This window comes from Gaoshiqia sp. US2 (assembly GCF_059705485.1).
Genome location: NZ_AP048550.1, coordinates 4,725,614 through 4,743,082 on the forward strand (window position 1 = coordinate 4,725,614; position 17,469 = coordinate 4,743,082).

Genomic DNA, 17,469 nt, shown 5'->3' on the forward strand with positions numbered 1-17,469 from the left:
CCTGCATGCAGGCATGAGCGGTATTAAATGTTCACATCAGGCTTTTTTCCGATATAAATTTTCATGATAATTTCGTTTATATTTGGAATATTCATGAAAAAATACGGGAATTGACAAGAGAAGAGTTCAACTACTTATTTAACACGTATTTCGAAGATGTCAGACGGTACGTGTTTTACAAATCGGGAGATGAGGACGCGGCAACAGATATCGCACAGGACACATTTTTGCGACTCTGGGAAAAACAAATGAACATCCGGATGGAAACAGCCAAAAACCTGCTGCTGAAAATAGCCAATGATCTGTTTATCACGCGGTATCATAAGCAAAAGCTGGCTTTTAATTTTTTCAACACCTATGTTCCAAATGAAAAAAGCCTGAGCCCCGAGGATCAGTTGAACTACAAAGACCTCATCAATCGTTATGAAAAAGCGCTGAGAAAAATGCCGGAGAAACAACGTGTGGTTTTTCTGTTAAACCGGATTGATGAATTGAAATACAAAGACATTGCCGACCAGCTTGGACTAAGCGTAAAAGCAGTAGAGAAACGGATGAGCCTGGCGCTTGAATACCTGAAAGAGCAGTTAAAAGATCAGATCGCCCCCCTGATTCTTTTTCTTTTCGGTTATTGTTTTTCAGAAAATCAAAAAACAACAAATGGACAACAAGAAGCAAGATAGCGATCTGAATGCGGTTGACCTTCACAGTAAAAAGTTTCTGGCTGGCGGTTCGTTCAACTGGAAAAAAAGCCAGACTGATGTTTGGCTGAAACTGGAAGGCTCCATCGAACGGATTCCCGCGAAGCGTTTCTTACACCAACCGAATCTGAAACTGGTTTCAATAGCCGCCAGCCTGATCATCCTGCTGGCATCCGGACTGTTCCTGCGTTTTTACAGCAAAACCGTTCATTCGCCTGTCGGCACACACCAAGTTGCCGGTTTACCCGACGGTTCAACTGTTGAAATGAACGCCGAATCGATTCTGAAATATTACCCATACTGGTACCGGATCAGCCGGATTCTGGAATTTGAAGGCGAAGGATTTTTCCAGGTCGAAAACGGAGCAAAGTTTACCGTGTTGTCTTCTTCCGGAAAAACGCAGGTAATGGGAACCAGTTTTAATATTTTTTCCAGGGAAGCCTACCGGGTGACCTGCCTGACCGGTAGTGTAAAAGTGATTTCAAAAACGAAAAGCCAGGTCGTTTTACAAGCCAACAGTAAAGCCGAAATACAGGAAGACGGGGAGATTGTTATTAAAAATGACATTCAGCCCTATCCCGAAATCTCTTGGCGAAATCATGTCTTCACGTTTACCGCCACGCCTGTCGGGCAGGTTTTCCGGGAAATTGAACGGCAATACAGCATCACCATTTTGACTGATTTAACTGAAATGCCTGTTTACACCGGAAACTTCAAAAAACAACAGCATGTAGAAGATGTTTTAGGTTATATCTGCCCGGCATTAGGGTTGAAATACACCAAAAAATCGGTCAACTTGTATGTCATAACCCGGGACGAGGAATGATCAAAGTAATTTTCACAACCCTCATTTGTTTAAGCCTGATTTGGCCGGGGAGCGCGCAAACCCGATCTCTTGTCGTCGAAGCCGATCATCAACCTTTAAATTTGGTACTGCTTCAGCTTCGCGACACGTATCAGCTTCAACTGTCGTACAACGATGCCGAACTCGCGAAGTATCGGGTAACAGTTTCAAAAACATTTCCGAACGGCGAAACGGCTTTGGAATACCTGATCAAAAACCTTCCGCTTAAACTGAAAATATCAGGCGATGTCCTGATCATCATTCAGTACCGGAAACCGGCAAAAGAAGACAAAAAGAAAGAAACGACAACCATCTCGGGGCAGGTAGTCGAACACGAAACCTTTGAACCGTTGTCTTTTTCAAACATCATCGTCAACAAGCAACAATTGGTAGCCGATGTCACCGGAACATTCAACTTTACGGCGTCTGCCGACAGTTCTTTTCACATCCGGATCTCGCACCTCGGGTACTATGTGTTTGACACGGTTCTGCACGCAGGCATCAACCGGAAATTTACCCTTATCCCTTCCACCGAACAATTACCGGAAGTCACCGTCAGCAATAACCTCATCGAAAAAGCAGCGTTAATCGGCGAAAGTCCGGGAAATATGAGGCTGAACCACACGATATCGCGTTTTTTACCAGGTCAGGGAGATAACTCGGTTTTTAACCTGCTGCGGTTAATGCCCGGCATACAGGCCGTTGATGAGCAAACGCCTGATATCCTGATTTGGGGAAGTTACGAAGGACAAAGCCTGGTGACATTCGATCATTTTACCTTGTTCGGACTAAAAAATTACAGCAACAACATCAGCATTATCAATCCGTTTGTGGTGAAAAACATCGATATTTATAAAGGCGGCTACGAGGCCAGGTATGGAAACCGGATTGGCGGGCTGGTAAATATTACCGGCAAAAACGGGAGCCTGCAAAAACCCGGCTTCAGTTTTAACATGAACCCGACAACGATTAACGGAATGGCCGAATTACCGCTATTCGGCAAATCATCTCTCTTGCTGGCCTATCGTCAAACCTACTATAATCTTTACAACCTGGACGATTTCAATATTTTTGCTCCAACCAGGCCGGTAAAAAAGGACGAACCGGACAGAGACGATCCGGAAGATCTCAGCCAAAGCCTCAGCATTTATCCTGACCAATATGTATTCCGTGATTTTAACCTGAAATATACCATCCAGCTCAACCCGAACAATCAGTTCTCGTGGAGCTTTTACCGGGGAGGCGATGACTTCACCCTAACCACCAACAACCGGCTGAATCAACCTCCTCCGCGTGATGATGATGATGATGAAAGTCCACCCGAAAACCCCTTCGAATTTTATCTTTCCGACCACGAAACCAACAAACAACTCGGATTTTCGGCTTTTTACAGTAAAAACTGGCCTAACGGAAATATCTCTAAACTCATTTATTCGGAATCTTCTTTCTCAAAGCAGATTACAGATTATACCCGGTCTGAGGATCTGGATACCGAAGAATTGTATAATGAAGACCAGGTCGGGATAAAAAATAAAGCGGTTGAACATTCCATCCGCATCGACAACATGATCAACTTTACCGATGGGCATCAGCTGGAATTTGGAGGAGGGCTGAACACCAATGAAGCCTTGATAAAAAATCACAACAATTACCTGGATACGCTCCTGGTTAACTCGTTAAAAAACTACAACGCCACCTACGGTTTTGTATTTCTTCAGGACAACCTGAACCTGAATCACCGCTTATCGCTGAAAAGCGGCCTGCGGATAAACCTCACCAATAAAGAAAAAAAAGCATTGGCGGAACCCCGTATGAGCGCATCATACCTTTTGACAAAAAACATAAAGATGAATGTTGCATGGGGAAAATATTACCAATTTATGTACAAAATCGGTTCTGTTGACCGGGACAAAAACTACACGTACCTGTGGACCACCGGTGATAAAAATGCCCGGACACTAAATGCCACTCACTGGGTCGCCGGACTCAACTACTTCAAAAATAATGTAACAATTGATCTTGAAGGATATTATAAAACAGCCGGAAACTTAAACCGGCAGGTTCTGGAGCAACGGATCGTCGACGGAGAGATGACGAATGGTTATTATGCCTATACCGGAGATGCCCGTTTCTACGGCATCGACGCTTACATTAAAAAAGACTTTGGTGAAAATTCGTGCTGGGCATCTTATACGTTAAGCAAATCGCTGGAAAGGCTGGCGCCCGGGGGCAGCCCGCTCCCCGCGTATCGCCCTGCCCCGCAGGATCAACGGCACGAGTTTAAGCTGGCCGCCATCATCAAACTCCGCAAACTGTATCTGTCGGCGAATTACATTTATGGCTCAGGGATGGAGATTATCAGAGAAACCTTTAAAAATGATCCCGGACAAACCAGCTACAAGCGGGTTGACACCGCCTTAACCTACCATTTCCACCGGGGCCGGATGTCGGGAGAAACCGGACTTTCTGTTCTGAATATTTTTGACCGGAAAAACTTAGTTCAGAACAATTATAAGAATATCAATATCAATGACGAAATAGGCTCGGTAAAAATATATACCGACGCGGTGCCGTTAACCCCGGTTTTATTCCTGAAGTTAGCCTTCTGAAAGATTGTTTGAAACTATCGGAAACACAAAAACCAGCGCCTTACGACGCTGGTTTCACACTCATTATTGGCATAAAGTCCGGGAATCTTACCCGGGAAAGAATCCGGTGTTTGTTTTACCTGGCATTGCTTTGCTCATGTACTCCTTTCACGGCGCGGCCGGAGGGGTCGGCATTGTTGCGGAACGACTCATCCCAGGCAAGCGCTTCGGCGGTACTGCACGCAATCGACGGAACCGACGGCACACAGGCGGCGGCCTGGTCAGACGGGAAATGCTCGCTGAAAATTGTACGGTACAAATATTCTTCTTTCGACATCGGCGTATTTATCGGGAAACGAAAGTGGGCGGAAGACATCATTTCGTCCGTCACTTTTTCGGTCGCAATCTGTTTCAGGGTATCAATCCAACCATAGCCCACCCCGTCGGAGAATTGTTCTTTTTGTCTCCAGGCAACACTTTCAGGCAACATATCCTCAAATGCTTTACGAACAACATATTTCTCCATTTTACCGTTGCCGGCCATTTTATCTTTCGGATTCAGCCGCATGGCCACGTCCATGAATTCTTTATCCAGAAACGGAACACGGCCTTCAACGCCCCAGGCGGCCAACGATTTGTTTGCACGCAAACAGTCGTACAAATTCAGTTTATTCAGTTTACGCAGGGTTTCTTTGTGAAACTCTTCAGCATTGGGCGCTTTGTGGAAGTACAGGTAACCACCAAAAATTTCGTCGGCCCCTTCGCCGGTCAATACCATTTTAATTCCCATCGACTTAATCACGCGCGCCAGCATGTACATGGGAGTTGATGCGCGTATAGTCGTTACATCGTAGGTTTCGATGTGATAAATGACATCGCGGATGGCATCCAGTCCTTCCTGGATGGTATAATGAATTTCATGATGAATGGTTCCGATGTGATCGGCTACCTTGCGGGCGGCAATCAAGTCGGGCGAATCCTTCAAACCGATGACAAACGAGTGAAGCTGTGGCCACCAGGCATCTTTCTGATCACCCTCTTCGACACGTTTCGCTGAGAATTTTTTGGCCAAAGCCGAAGTCACCGAGGAGTCCAGACCACCGGAAAGCAGCACTCCGTAAGGCACATCCGACATCAGCTGGCGGTGTACAGCCGCTTCCATCGCCTTTTTTAACTCGTCGATACTGGTGGTGTTGTTTTTTACATTTTCATAATCCATCCAGTCGCGCGTCCACCAGCGTTTAATTTCGCCGTCTTTACTGTACAGGTAGCTGGCCGGCGGAAACTCCTGTATTTTTGTGCAAACACCTTCCAGCGCTTTCAGTTCCGAAGCCACATAGAAATTACCGTACTTGTCCCAACCCATGTAAAGCGGGATGATCCCGATGTGGTCGCGGCCAATCAGGTACGTGTCATTTTCTTCGTCGTACAGGGCAAAAGCAAAAATACCACTCAGCTCATCCAGAAAATCAACTCCTTTTTCTTTGTACAGGGCCAGGATTACTTCACAATCCGAACCGGTTTGGTACTCGTAACGGGCTTTTGTTCTTTCGCGTATTTCGCGATGGTTATAAATCTCCCCGTTTACACCGAGGATCAGTTTTTTATCTTTACTGTACAAGGGTTGACCGCCCGATTCGGGGTCAACAATCGATAAACGCTCATGAGCAATCACTGCCTTCTCGCCACAGTAAATACCCGACCAGTCGGGACCGCGATGCCGAATTCGTTTCGATTGTTTCAATACCTGTGGTCTCAATTCCTGAGCATCCATCTTTAAATCAAATACACCTACAATTCCACACATAATGCCAATAACTTTAAATGAGTTCTCAAAACTATCTTTTTCAGAGCTCAAAAATAATCGTTTTGTTTCTATTTCAAAACTATTATTGACATTTTTCTATAATAAATTAATATTTACAGACAAATGATCAGATCACATTCGATTTTAGTTTCTTTTTGAAATCTAATTATTTCCAGAACACCCTCCCAAAAAACCAGCTTCGAAATAAAATAAAACTACATCAAACACCAACACCCCCCGTAAAAATACAGGGTCTTTCCAAAAAATCGATACAAATTCAGACTCAAGCTCCAAAACATTTAAAAGCCGGCACAAAATCAAACGTTATCCTTTTTTTCTACCGAAACGACAAAAAAAAGAGCAGCTCATACACTGAGCTGCTCTTTCGTGCGCCATTTATATTCTTTCTTACAGGAAGATCAATTGCGTAACAATGTAAACGGGCAATAAAACAACAAGCGAAAATTTCAGGATATACCCGAAAAAGCCGGGCATATTTATTTTGTTCTCTTCGGCAATGGCTTTCACCATAAAATTGGGGCCGTTGCCAATGTAGGTCATCGCCCCAAAAAATACGGCGCCCAGGCTAATGGCTTTCAGCAATACCTCGGGAATTCTGGCTACCAGCTTGGCGTCGCCAAACTGATCGACCATCCCCAGGGCCAGGTTGTGGAAAGAAACCGCGGTAGGGGCATTGTCGAGAAAAGAACTTAACGAACCGGTTGCATAATAAAAATGCGTGGGCGTGGTTAATCCAAACGAATGGGCGTTTTCTTTCAGGTAAAGCAAGGCCGGCACCATCGTAATAAAAATACCCAGGAAGAGGTAAGCCACTTCGACAATTGGCCCCCAGGTAAATTTGTTCTCCTCGTAGCGCATTTTGTTATCGGTAAATATCAACGACAAAACAGCCATGATCACAATAACGCCTTCGCGAAGAAATCCATAATAGTGATTCTCGTGAATTGCATGGATATACTGCTCGTTCAGAAACGCAACCGACAATACAACCCCCGCGAGGAACAGAAAATTCAGGTTTCCTTTTAAACGAATGGGTTCGATGTGCATGCGATCTTCGGACAAGGCAGAAGCCGTTTCTTTTTTGTGATAATAAGTATCGAGTATAAAATAAATAAGCAGCAACAACAGGTTTGCAAACAACCAGGGGCCGACCAGCCCAAAGAACCAGGTGAATGGCGCGCCTCTTAAATAAAGCAGAAACAAAGGGGGATCGCCCAGGGGAGTTAACATACCGCCGGCATTGGCTACAATGGCAATAAAGAACAAAATGGTGTGTACTTTAAATTTGCGTTCGGAGTTTGTTTTAATAACCGGTCTGATCAGCAACATCGCGGCGCCGGTAGTTCCCATAAAAGAGGCGAGCACCGCGCCGATTGCCAGAAAGAGCGTATTTACAGCCGGTTTGGCTTCAATATCGCCCTTCAGGTGAATGCCGCCGGTAATTACAAACAAAGCGCCCAGCAAAATAATGAAGGGGACATAATCGAAAAGTATCTGGTGGATGAGCTCGTGATGAAGTCCCCGCACGATCAGCACGATGGCCAAAGGAATACCCAGGATTAAGGATATCTTCAGTTTATTTTTATTTTCCTCCCACCAATGATGGAAAAATAAAGGTCCTATTGCGATAAACAGCAACATAGCCACAAACGGTAAGGATAACCATAAGGGCATACTTTCTACAGTTCCATGGTCCATAAGTCTATTACTAATTAATTTTTGATTTGAGGTCGAAAATAAAAAATATTCGGAAACTAAGTCCAATTAAAAATTAAAACCGGCCAATGTTAAGTGATGTTGAAGCCTTACACATTGAAACGGAAGTGCATGATGTCTCCATCCTGGACAATATAATCTTTCCCTTCGACGGCCATTTTCCCGGCTTCTTTACAAGCTTGTTCCGATCCCAGACTGATAAAGTCGGCATATTTAATCACTTCTGCCCGGATAAATCCTTTTTCAAAATCGGAGTGGATCACCCCGGCGGCCTGCGGCGCTTTAAAACCCTGCTTATAGGTCCAGGCCCGGACCTCTTTCACCCCGGCGGTAAAATAGGTTTCCAGTTTCAGCAAACGGTAAGCCAGCTTAATCAGTTTGCTCACGCCCGATTCCGTCAGACCGAGATCGTCGAGAAACATTTGCCGTTCTTCATAACTTTCCAGTTCTGCAATATCGGCTTCGGTAGCAGCAGCAATGACAAGAAATTCGGCATTTTCGTCTTTTATCGCTTCTTTAATGGCATCCACATAGGCATTCCCGCTAATCACCGACGCTTCGTCGACATTACATACGTACAGAATTGGCTTATTGGTCAGTAACTGCAGGTCTTTGGCCAGTTTCTGGTCTGCTTCCTCCACCTCAACTGTACGGGCCGATTTTCCTTGCAGCAGAACTTCTTTATAAGCTGTCAGGATTTTCAACAACCTTTTTGCTTCCGGATCGTTCCCTGTTTTTGCCTGTTTTTCCACTTTAACCAGCCGGGCTTCAACGGTTTCCAGATCTTTCAACTGAAGCTCGATATCAATTGTTTCCTTATCGCGTACCGGGTCAATGGTGGTATCCACATGAGTAATGTTGTCGTTATCAAAACAACGCAGCACGTGAATGATCGCATCCGTTTCGCGGATATTTCCCAGAAATTTATTCCCCAATCCTTCGCCTTTGCTGGCCCCGCGAACCAGGCCGGCAATATCCACAATTTCAACGGTTGTCGGGACAATTCGCTCCGGGTGTACAAGCTCGGCCAGTTTATTTAATCGTTCGTCAGGAACGGTAATAACACCAATATTGGGTTCAATGGTACAAAACGGAAAATTGGCAGACTGCGCCTTGGCATTCGACAAACAATTAAACAGCGTTGACTTTCCCACGTTCGGAAGCCCCACAATACCACACTTTAAAGCCATTCTTTCTACTTCTAAAAATTGAGCTGCAAAGTTAAACCTTTTTCCCTATTTTTGAACAGATACGAAACGATGCCAAAGTTTATTCAAGAAACGGATCTCACATGGAATAGTTAAATTTTATTAACCCGTTAAACTTCGTCCCGTATTTTTAATCTCTATATACAAACCAGCGTAAGGGCACATGATCAGCGATCAGCAACTAATAAGCAATTTAAAAGAGGAAAGCACCCGGCAGGATGCTTTCGGTCTGCTGGTAAAAAATTACAAAGAAAGGCTGTACTGGCATATCCGTAAAATTGTGCTTGACCACGATGATGCCGACGATATTTTGCAGAACACCTTTGTAAAAGTCTGGCGAAATATCGACTCGTTCCGGGCCGAATCAGGTTTGTATACCTGGCTTTACCGGATTGCCACCAATGAATCGCTGAGCTTCCTGAAACAGAAAAAGAAAAAAACGTTTGGAGGAACAGATGATGAACTGAACGACTATTTACTTGAAAACATTCAAACCGATCCCTATTTCAGCGGCGATGATATTCAACGTAAATTACAGGAAGCCATAGCGCGGCTGCCGCAAAAACAACGGCTGGTTTTTAACATGCGTTATTACGACGATATGAAATACCAGGACATGGAAAAGATCCTGGACACCTCTGCCGGAGCCTTAAAAGCATCATACCATCACGCCGTTAAAAAAATCGAAGATTATTTTAACTCCCTGGAATGACAGGTCCGGCCGGAATACATTAAACCTTTTATCATTAAATTAGTCAAAAGGACGAAATGAAAGAATTTGACAACATATGGAATCATCACCCGGAACTCCCAAAAGACAATCCTTTTGAAGTTCCTGAAGGTTATTTTGAAACGCTTGAAGACAGGATTCAGGCAAAAATAACGGCCGAAACAAGCCTGCCAACCCGGAAACAAAAAGTTATTCAACTGGTTAAACCCATATTGGGCCTTGCCGCCAGTTTCGCGCTTGTATTCCTGCTGGTTCATTACCCGATCAGCAAATTCATGCCCTGGTACGCCGCGCAGCAAGGGAGCGAACAAACAGATGAATTTCAGATGGAAGAAGAATACTTTACCTCCGCCTCCTTCACCTATGGGTACGCGTTGCTTCAGGCCCTGAATAATTCTGAAAATAATCATGAATTTGAAACAACTGAAATCATCACCTTTCTCTCAACCGAGTTAAACGACTATGAAATCTTCGCCGAAATCATTAACTGACACGAACATGAAAAAGCTTATCATCTTATCCGGACTTCTCCTCTTCTGCGTTGTTTCTTTTGCTCAACACAAAGGCATGCAGGGCGACTTTGAAAAGTTCAAATCTCAAAAAATTTCGTTTATGACGGAAAAAATGGAACTCAGCCCGGAGGAAGCTCAAAAATTCTGGCCCATATACAACGAGTTTGAAGAAAAACGCATGAATATCTTCAAAACGCGCAAAGAGCTTGAAGACAAGGTGAATGACAATTATACCAAATTCAGTGAAAACGAATTTAAAAAGCTCAGCTACGAAATTGTGGACCTGCATGTGAAAGAGGCCGGGTTGCTTAAAGAATATCACGAAAAATTCCTTCGTTTGCTGCCTGCCAAAAAAGTAGTCATCATTGGACAACTGGAAAATGAATTTCGCTTTAAAATGATCCGGGAGTTCCGCCAGCGCGAACGCGAAAACGAAAACAAAAAGTAAAACGGGCCTCCACCCGCTGCAAAAAGAACTTCAGTAACCGGATGACCGACTGCAGTCGCAAAAAAGGGTCAACGAGCCGGTTTTGAAGTGGGAGGGGTAGCTCTGAAGTGGGGTCCGGATGCAGCGAATCGGTCATCGGATAATTGGTCATTGCTACATTGCGGCTTGCAGCTTAAAACTTGCAGCTCGCAGCTTGCCGCTATAAAACACCTGAGTAAAACCACGACTGAACACTGATCACTGATCCCTGACAAACTTCCCCTCTTCCAAAAACCGGATGGTATCGTTAATTCCTTCGTACATTAAGCGGTCTTCTTTTACAAAGGGAACTTCTTCGCGGTACAGGGCAATAAATTCTTCCAAATAAGGAGAGCTTTTTAGTGGCCGCCGAAAATCGAGCGCCTGCGCTGCATTAAATAGCTCAATGGCCAACACTTTCATAACGTTATCAGCCACTTTCAGCGCCTTGGTGGCCGCATTGCCGCCCATGCTCACGTGATCTTCCTGCTCGTTTGACGAAGGAATTGAATCGACCGACGCAGGTGTGCAAAGTTGTTTATTCTGGCTCACGATCGATGCCGCGGCATACTGCGGAATCATAAAACCCGAATTCAGCCCGGGGTTGGCGACCAAAAACACGGGCAAGCCACGTTCGCCCGCGATCAGGCGGTAGGTCCGGCGTTCAGAAATGCTGCCCAGCTCCGACAAAGCAATCGCCAGAAAGTCGAGAGCCAGCGCAAGGGGTTCGCCATGAAAATTACCGCCCGAAATAATCAGGTCGTCATCCGGGAAAACGGTCGGATTGTCGGTCACCGAATTGATTTCCACCTCAACCACTCCCGCCGCGTAATGAACGGCATCTTTTACCGCCCCGTGCACCTGCGGAATGCAGCGAAATGAATAGGGGTCCTGGACATGTTGTTTTTCGCGGTCTATCAATTCACTTCCTTTCAATAATTCCCGAAAATTACGGGCCGTTTCAATTTGCCCGGTATGCGGACGGATTTCGTGCACCCGGGCCATAAAAGGTTCCAACAAGCCATCGAAGCTGTCGAGCGAAACCGCGCCAATCACATCGGCATACTTCACCAGGCTAAAGCTTTTAAGCAGTGTATGAACGGCATAAGCGCTCATAAACTGGGTGCCGTTCAGTAAAGCCAGTCCCTCTTTGGCTTCGAGCTTCACCGGTTCCCAGCCCATTTTCTTCAGGGCCCCGGCCGAACTGATTTTTTCTCCCTGGTAATTAACCGTGCCCAAACCCAGCAGGGGCAAAAACAGCATGGCCAGGGGAGCCAGGTCGCCGCTGGCGCCAAGCGATCCCTGCTCGAATACCTGGGGCAGCATATCTGCGTTAAATAAATCGATGATGCGTTGCACCGTAATGAATTGCACAGCCGAATTTCCTTTGGCCAGCGCGTGCGCTTTTAAAAGCAACATTAACCTGACGACATCGGGAGGAACTTCATTCCCTACATTGCAGGCATGCGAAACCAGCAGGTTCTCCTGCAATTTACTCAGGTCGGGTTTCGATATTTTCCGGTCGCACAAGGCCCCGAAACCGGTATTGATCCCGTAAATCGGATCTTCGCTTTGGGCCAGTTTCTGATCTAAAAAGTTTTTCGACTTCCGGATAAGCCGGATTGACTCATCTGAAAGCACCAGCTTTTTTCGCTGCTCCAATATCGTCTCAATGATTTCCCAGGTTAATGGCTTCGGGCTGATCGCGTGTATTTCAGGATTCATTTATGTTATTTTCAGCTAAAGTTGAACTATTCATCCATAAAAATCAATGGGTTTTGTCACCACTTTTTCAATTATCAGGCCATGTCCAACCTTAAGCCGGCTAAACAATCGCTTTGCCGGGCTGAATTTATCATTAAATTTGTTTTTCTGCTCAATTTCGATTTATGAAGAAACCATTAAAAATACATTACCTGCAGCATGTTTCGTTTGAAGGATTAGGCTGTATCGAAAAATGGATCAGGAGTAAGGGACACCAGCTGACAGCCACGCGTTTTTACCTGGATGAAGTTCTGCCCCACCCCGACGAATTCGACTGGCTGATCGTTATGGGCGGTCCGATGGGGATTTACGACGAGGCCGTTTTCTCCTGGCTAACTGCCGAAAAACAGTTTCTGAAAGAAGCGCTAACTGCCGGGAAAGTGGTTCTCGGAATTTGTCTTGGCGCCCAGTTGCTGGCCGACGCTCTCGGCGTTCAGGTGATTTCGGGGAACGAAAAAGAAATCGGCTGGTTCCCGGTGAAAAAAACGCCGGAAGCTTCAAAAGCTCCCCTGCTGGCCAATATGCCCGACGAACTGACTGTTTTTCACTGGCACGGCGATCAGTTCCAAATTCCCCCGGGCGCTGTCAGGCTTGCAGAGAGCAGGGCCTGTGCCAATCAGTTGTTTTTACATGGCGACCGTGTTGTTGGTCTGCAATTTCATTTCGAAGCCACTTCCGAAAGTATCGAAGCCATGCTCGAACATGCAGGTGACGAATTGACGGAAAGCGGGCCGTTCATTCAAACAACAGAGCGCATCAGGGCGGGGTATTTACACTGCCCCGCCAACAACAAGATCATGTTCTCCATTCTGGATCAGCTAAGCAAGCCGGATTAAACCACGGCATTACGCTTATCGTGCAGAAAACCGGATAAAAAACCAAACGTATTTTATACCGCCGAATAACAAACAACAGCTTTTGCTTTTTCAATGGCAGCCTCTATTCCGGCAACATCTTTGCCGCCGGCTGTTGCATAAAACGCTTGCCCACCGCCGCCGCCTTTCATTTCTTTGGCGGCTTCACGCACAATCTGTCCGGCATTTAAGCCTTTATCTTTTACCAGGTTATCCGAGATCATAATGCTCAGGCTTGGTTTTCCGTCGATTTCGGCGCCGAGAACCAGGAAGAGGTTATCAATCTCGCCTTTCAGTTGAAACGATAAATCTTTTACCGATTGGGCCGAATCGAGCTCTACTTTTTCAGCAATCAGGTTGATTCCGTTGACCGACTGCATTTTCTTCTTTAGTTCCTCTTTAATTCCGGCGGCAGCCTGTTTTTCGTAGGTTTCGATGATCTTTTGTAAACGGCTGTTTTCGGCCATCAGGTCTTCAACCGATTTTTTCAGGTCTTTGGTGTTACTAAACAAGGCGCGTACCTCATTTAGTTCTTCCATGTTCCGGTTGAGCCAGGCCTCCGCCTTGTCGGCAGTAATGGCCTCAATGCGGCGTACGCCGGCAGAAACAGCGCTTTCGGAAGTGATAATAAAATGACCGATCTGTCCGGTTGCCGGAACGTGTGTTCCGCCGCAAAGTTCGACTGAGTCGCCAAATTTGACCACGCGGACCGTATCGCCGTATTTTTCACCAAATAAAGCAATGGCTCCCATTTCCCGGGCTTCGGCAAAGGGAATATCATTTTTTACTTCCTGTGCAAAATTTTGGCGGATCAACTCATTCACCCGGGTTTGTATTTGATCCAGCTCTTCTTTGCTCACCTTGTGAAAATGTGAAAAGTCGAAGCGCAAATGATCGGCCGTTACCAGCGATCCTTTTTGTTCGACATGTGTTCCCAGAATTTCGCGTAAAGCCTGATCGAGCAGGTGTGTGGCCGTATGATTATTGGCCGTAAGCATCCGTTTTCGGTTGTTTACAACGGCCTTAAACCGCACCGACGGGTCGGCAGGCAGTTCTTTGGCGATATGGACAATCAGGTTATTTTCTTTTTGCGTATCCAGAATCGTTGTTTTTATGCCCTGGACCTCAATATACCCGGTATCGCCCACCTGTCCGCCCGACTCGCCGTAGAAAGGCGTCTGGTCGAACACAAGGTGGTACAATTCTTTATCTTTCTGTTTCACTTTCCGGTAACGGGCAATGTGAATATCGGCTTCAAGCGTGGTATATCCCAGGAACCTGACCTCTTCGGTTTTTTTCAACTCCACCCAGTCGCCGGTTTCCTGTGCAGCGGCGTGGCGCGAGCGGTTTTTCTGTTTTTCCATCTCCTCGTCAAATTCGGCCCGGTTCACGGTAAGGCCGTTTTCGCGCAGAATAAGCTCGGTCAGGTCGAGCGGGAAACCAAATGTATCGTATAACTCGAAAGCATTCTTCCCCGAAACCTCCGTTTTACCGGCTGTTTTCACCGAGGCCATTTCATCGTCGAGCAGGCGGATACCGGTTTCGAGGGTACGCAGGAAGCTCTCCTCTTCTTCTTTGATCACATTTTCGATCAGTCGTTGTTGCGCTTTCAGTTCGGGGAAAGCATCGCCCATATTCTTTTTCAATACTTCGGCCAGTTTGAATATGAAAGGCTCACGGAAACCCAGGAAGGTGTATCCGTACCTTACAGCCCGGCGCAGAATCCGGCGAATGACGTAACCAGCCTTATTGTTCGACGGCAGCTGACCATCGGCAATGGCAAATGCAATTGCACGGAGGTGGTCGGCAATCACGCGCATGGCAATATCGTCTTTCCCGTCTTTTCCGTAATGTTTACCGCACAACCTGGCTATTTCAGCGATGACCGGTTGAAACACATCGGTATCGTAGTTCGATTTTTTACCTTGTAACACCATGCACAGGCGTTCGAATCCCATTCCCGTATCTACATGCTTGGCCGGCAACTCTTCCAGGCTGCTGTCTGCTTTCCGGTTAAACTGGATGAAAACGAGGTTCCAGATCTCAATCACCAGCGGATTGTCTTTATTTACCAGATCGCGCCCGGGAATTTTAACCCGGTCGTCATCATCGCGCAAATCAACATGGATTTCGGAGCAGGGACCGCAAGGGCCGGTATCGCCCATCTCCCAAAAGTTATCTTTTTTATTGCCCAGCAACACACGCTCCGCCGGGAGGTGTTTCAGCCACAGTTGTTGCGCTTCTTCGTCCAGTTCCAGCTGATCATCCTTACTTCCTTCAAAAACGGTGGCATACATCCGGTCGGCGGGGATTCCCATCTTTTCGTGCAGAAACTCCCAGGCCCAGTCAATCGCCTCCGTTTTAAAATAATCGCCAAACGACCAGTTTCCGAGCATTTCGAACATCGTGTGGTGATAGGTATCGTGCCCTACTTCTTCCAAATCATTGTGTTTTCCGGATACACGCAGGCATTTTTGGGTGTCGGCTATGCGGACTGATTTGGCCGGTTGATTACCTAAAAAAATATCTTTAAACTGATTCATTCCCGCGTTGGTAAACATCAGGGTCGGGTCATTCTTCACCACCATGGGGGCCGAATCAACGATTGTATGCTGTTTAGAAATAAAAAAATCCAGAAAGGCTTTCCTGATCTCTTTGGAATTCATCTCCATCGTCTCTGCTAAATTTTAAAAATTGTTAAAATGAATTAATTGCCGATTTTTCAGACTTGTTAACCGGATTATTCAATTATTTTTGTCATCATGCTAACATGCCCGATTTTAAAGTCTTGCAAAGTTAGATTAATTACTTAAATTTGTTACATCCGAAAAAAAGAAATTGGTTTTATATGGCAAAAACAAAGTACAAATTCAATCCCGAAACACTTAGTTACACCAAGGTTGAATATAACTTTAAAGCTAAATTTTCCCGCCTGCTGCTTCTTTTTTCTGCCAGCCTGATCATGAGTATTTTTATGACTGCTGTTTTTCTTCAGCTTTACGAAACGCCGAAAACGCGTAGCCTGAAGCGTGAGAATCAACGCATGTTGACGCAGTATGAACTGATGTACAAAAATCTGGAAAATGTAGAAAAGGTTCTTGCCGATCTGCAACAGCGCGACGACAATTTGTACCGTGTTATTTTTGAAGCCGACCCCATCCCCAATTCGATCCGCAAGGCCGGTTTTGGAGGTATCAATAAGTATGCCCGGCTTGAGACTATGGATAATTCGGAACTGGTTATAAATACAGCCCGAAAGTTGGATATCATTTCCAAACAGGCATACGTCCAGTCAAAATCATATGAAGAAGTCATGACCCTGGCCCTGGCCAAAGAACAAATGTTGTCCAGTATTCCGGCCATTATGCCTGTTTCCAATCAAGACCTGAAACGCACCGCTTCCGGATGGGGATTTCGTGTTCATCCAATTTATAAAATCAGCCGTTTCCATTACGGGATGGATTTTACAGCGCCTGTCGGGACCGAAGTCTATTCGACCGGAGATGGCATTATCAAAGATGTTCAAACATCCCGGACCGGCTACGGACGCTGGATTGTAATCGACCACGGGTTTGGCTACGAAACGCTTTACGGACACCTGAACGATTTCAATGTAAAAATCGGACAATCAGTTAAACGCGGCAGCGTAATCGGTTATGTTGGCAACAGCGGAACCTCATCGGGGCCTCACCTGCATTACGAAGTGCATAAAAACGGTAAACCGGTTAATCCCCAGCATTTTTACTTTAAAGATCTGAGTGCGGAAGAATACGAGACCATGATCGCGTTATCGTCGAACATGGGTCAATCTTACGACTAATCCGTCGGTGTTGTGCCTTACAAAAAGCCTGTCATAGAAAAAGTGTACTACACCATTGGTGAAGTTGCCGACATGTTTCAACTCAATACCTCCCACATTCGTTTTTGGGAAAAAGAGTTTGATGTACTGAAACCCCACAAAAACAAAAAAGGCAACAGGCTGTTTACCAAGGATGACATTGAACAAATCAAATTAATTTATCATTTGGTGAAAGAACGCGGACTGACGCTGAAAGGCGCCAAGCAAAAATTAAAAGACAACAAAGACAACACGGTCGGGAATCATGAGCTCGTTGATCGCTTGCAGCAAATCCGCCAAATGTTAATTGACATTAAAGAAGAGATGGACTAAAGGTGAATTTCCGGGTATCGATAAATGCATTTCGTTCACTCCCGATCAATAGATGGCCTGTTATTTTCAATATAACCGTCGTGTTTAACA

At 45.6% G+C, this 17,469-nt stretch carries 14 protein-coding genes; 9 read left to right on the plus strand and 5 right to left on the minus strand.

What is annotated here, in order from left to right; translation table 11 throughout:
* Window positions 1-110 precede the first annotated feature (110 nt).
* The 3 genes from AC6H3C_RS18740 to AC6H3C_RS18750 are packed head-to-tail and all read left to right on the plus strand — an operon-like array spanning window position 111 to window position 4,151.
* Window positions 111-680, plus strand: a complete 570-nt coding sequence (locus tag AC6H3C_RS18740; protein ID WP_497517039.1) for an RNA polymerase sigma factor — start codon at window positions 111-113, stop codon at window positions 678-680.
* Window positions 658-1,524 (plus strand): FecR family protein, encoded by an 867-nt coding sequence (locus AC6H3C_RS18745; protein WP_497517040.1) that lies wholly within the window; start codon window positions 658-660, stop codon window positions 1,522-1,524. Before AC6H3C_RS18740 ends, AC6H3C_RS18745 begins: the two co-directional genes overlap by 23 nt.
* Window positions 1,521-4,151 (plus strand): TonB-dependent receptor, encoded by a 2,631-nt coding sequence (locus tag AC6H3C_RS18750; RefSeq protein WP_497517041.1) that lies wholly within the window; start codon window positions 1,521-1,523, stop codon window positions 4,149-4,151. Before AC6H3C_RS18745 ends, AC6H3C_RS18750 begins: the two co-directional genes overlap by 4 nt.
* Window positions 4,152-4,266: 115 nt before the next feature.
* Here the strand turns inward: AC6H3C_RS18750 and asnB are convergent, their stop codons facing one another.
* The 3 genes from asnB to ychF all read right to left on the minus strand — a co-directional run bounded on the left by asnB (window position 4,267) and on the right by ychF (window position 8,864).
* A complete protein-coding gene (gene asnB, locus AC6H3C_RS18755; protein WP_497517042.1) occupies window positions 4,267-5,988 on the minus strand; it encodes an asparagine synthase B in 1,722 nt (573 codons plus the stop codon).
* A 357-nt stretch (window positions 5,989-6,345) separates the two neighbouring features.
* Window positions 6,346-7,656 (minus strand): sodium:proton antiporter, encoded by a 1,311-nt coding sequence (locus AC6H3C_RS18760; RefSeq protein WP_497517043.1) that lies wholly within the window; start codon window positions 7,654-7,656, stop codon window positions 6,346-6,348.
* Window positions 7,657-7,763: 107 nt separating this feature from the next.
* Window positions 7,764-8,864 carry a redox-regulated ATPase YchF gene (gene ychF, locus AC6H3C_RS18765; RefSeq protein ID WP_497517044.1) on the minus strand — a complete coding sequence of 367 codons (1,101 nt, stop codon included), beginning with the start codon at window positions 8,862-8,864 and terminating at the stop codon, window positions 7,764-7,766.
* A gap of 181 nt (window positions 8,865-9,045) precedes the next feature.
* Between ychF and AC6H3C_RS18770 the strand changes: the two genes are divergently transcribed.
* The 3 genes from AC6H3C_RS18770 to AC6H3C_RS18780 are packed head-to-tail and all read left to right on the plus strand — an operon-like array spanning window position 9,046 to window position 10,572.
* Complete coding sequence (locus AC6H3C_RS18770) at window positions 9,046-9,594, plus strand: RNA polymerase sigma factor (RefSeq protein WP_497517045.1); 549 nt, start codon at window positions 9,046-9,048, stop codon at window positions 9,592-9,594.
* Window positions 9,595-9,650: 56 nt separating this feature from the next.
* The gene (locus AC6H3C_RS18775; RefSeq protein ID WP_497517046.1) at window positions 9,651-10,103 is read left to right on the plus strand and encodes a hypothetical protein; all 453 of its coding nucleotides are present in this window, start codon (window positions 9,651-9,653) and stop codon (window positions 10,101-10,103) included.
* Window positions 10,104-10,110: 7 nt separating this feature from the next.
* Window positions 10,111-10,572 carry a hypothetical protein gene (locus AC6H3C_RS18780; RefSeq protein ID WP_497517047.1) on the plus strand — a complete coding sequence of 154 codons (462 nt, stop codon included), beginning with the start codon at window positions 10,111-10,113 and terminating at the stop codon, window positions 10,570-10,572.
* A gap of 237 nt (window positions 10,573-10,809) precedes the next feature.
* On the opposite strand, the gene hutH is transcribed toward AC6H3C_RS18780, so the two are convergent.
* On the minus strand, window positions 10,810-12,315 hold the full coding sequence (hutH, locus tag AC6H3C_RS18785; protein ID WP_497517048.1) for a histidine ammonia-lyase: 1,506 nt from the start codon (window positions 12,313-12,315) through the stop codon (window positions 10,810-10,812).
* Window positions 12,316-12,479: 164 nt separating this feature from the next.
* Here hutH and AC6H3C_RS18790 point away from each other — a divergent pair, with 164 nt between their 5' ends.
* Window positions 12,480-13,190 carry a type 1 glutamine amidotransferase gene (locus AC6H3C_RS18790; RefSeq protein ID WP_497517049.1) on the plus strand — a complete coding sequence of 237 codons (711 nt, stop codon included), beginning with the start codon at window positions 12,480-12,482 and terminating at the stop codon, window positions 13,188-13,190.
* 53 nt (window positions 13,191-13,243) lie between these two features.
* On the opposite strand, the gene alaS is transcribed toward AC6H3C_RS18790, so the two are convergent.
* Window positions 13,244-15,880, minus strand: coding sequence for an alanine--tRNA ligase (gene alaS, locus AC6H3C_RS18795; RefSeq protein ID WP_497517050.1), 2,637 nt, complete (start codon window positions 15,878-15,880; stop codon window positions 13,244-13,246).
* A 176-nt stretch (window positions 15,881-16,056) separates the two neighbouring features.
* Between alaS and AC6H3C_RS18800 the strand changes: the two genes are divergently transcribed.
* Window positions 16,057-17,028 (plus strand): M23 family metallopeptidase, encoded by a 972-nt coding sequence (locus AC6H3C_RS18800; RefSeq protein WP_497517051.1) that lies wholly within the window; start codon window positions 16,057-16,059, stop codon window positions 17,026-17,028.
* A 12-nt stretch (window positions 17,029-17,040) separates the two neighbouring features.
* Window positions 17,041-17,379 carry a MerR family transcriptional regulator gene (locus tag AC6H3C_RS18805; RefSeq protein WP_497517052.1) on the plus strand — a complete coding sequence of 113 codons (339 nt, stop codon included), beginning with the start codon at window positions 17,041-17,043 and terminating at the stop codon, window positions 17,377-17,379.
* Window positions 17,380-17,469 lie beyond the last annotated feature (90 nt).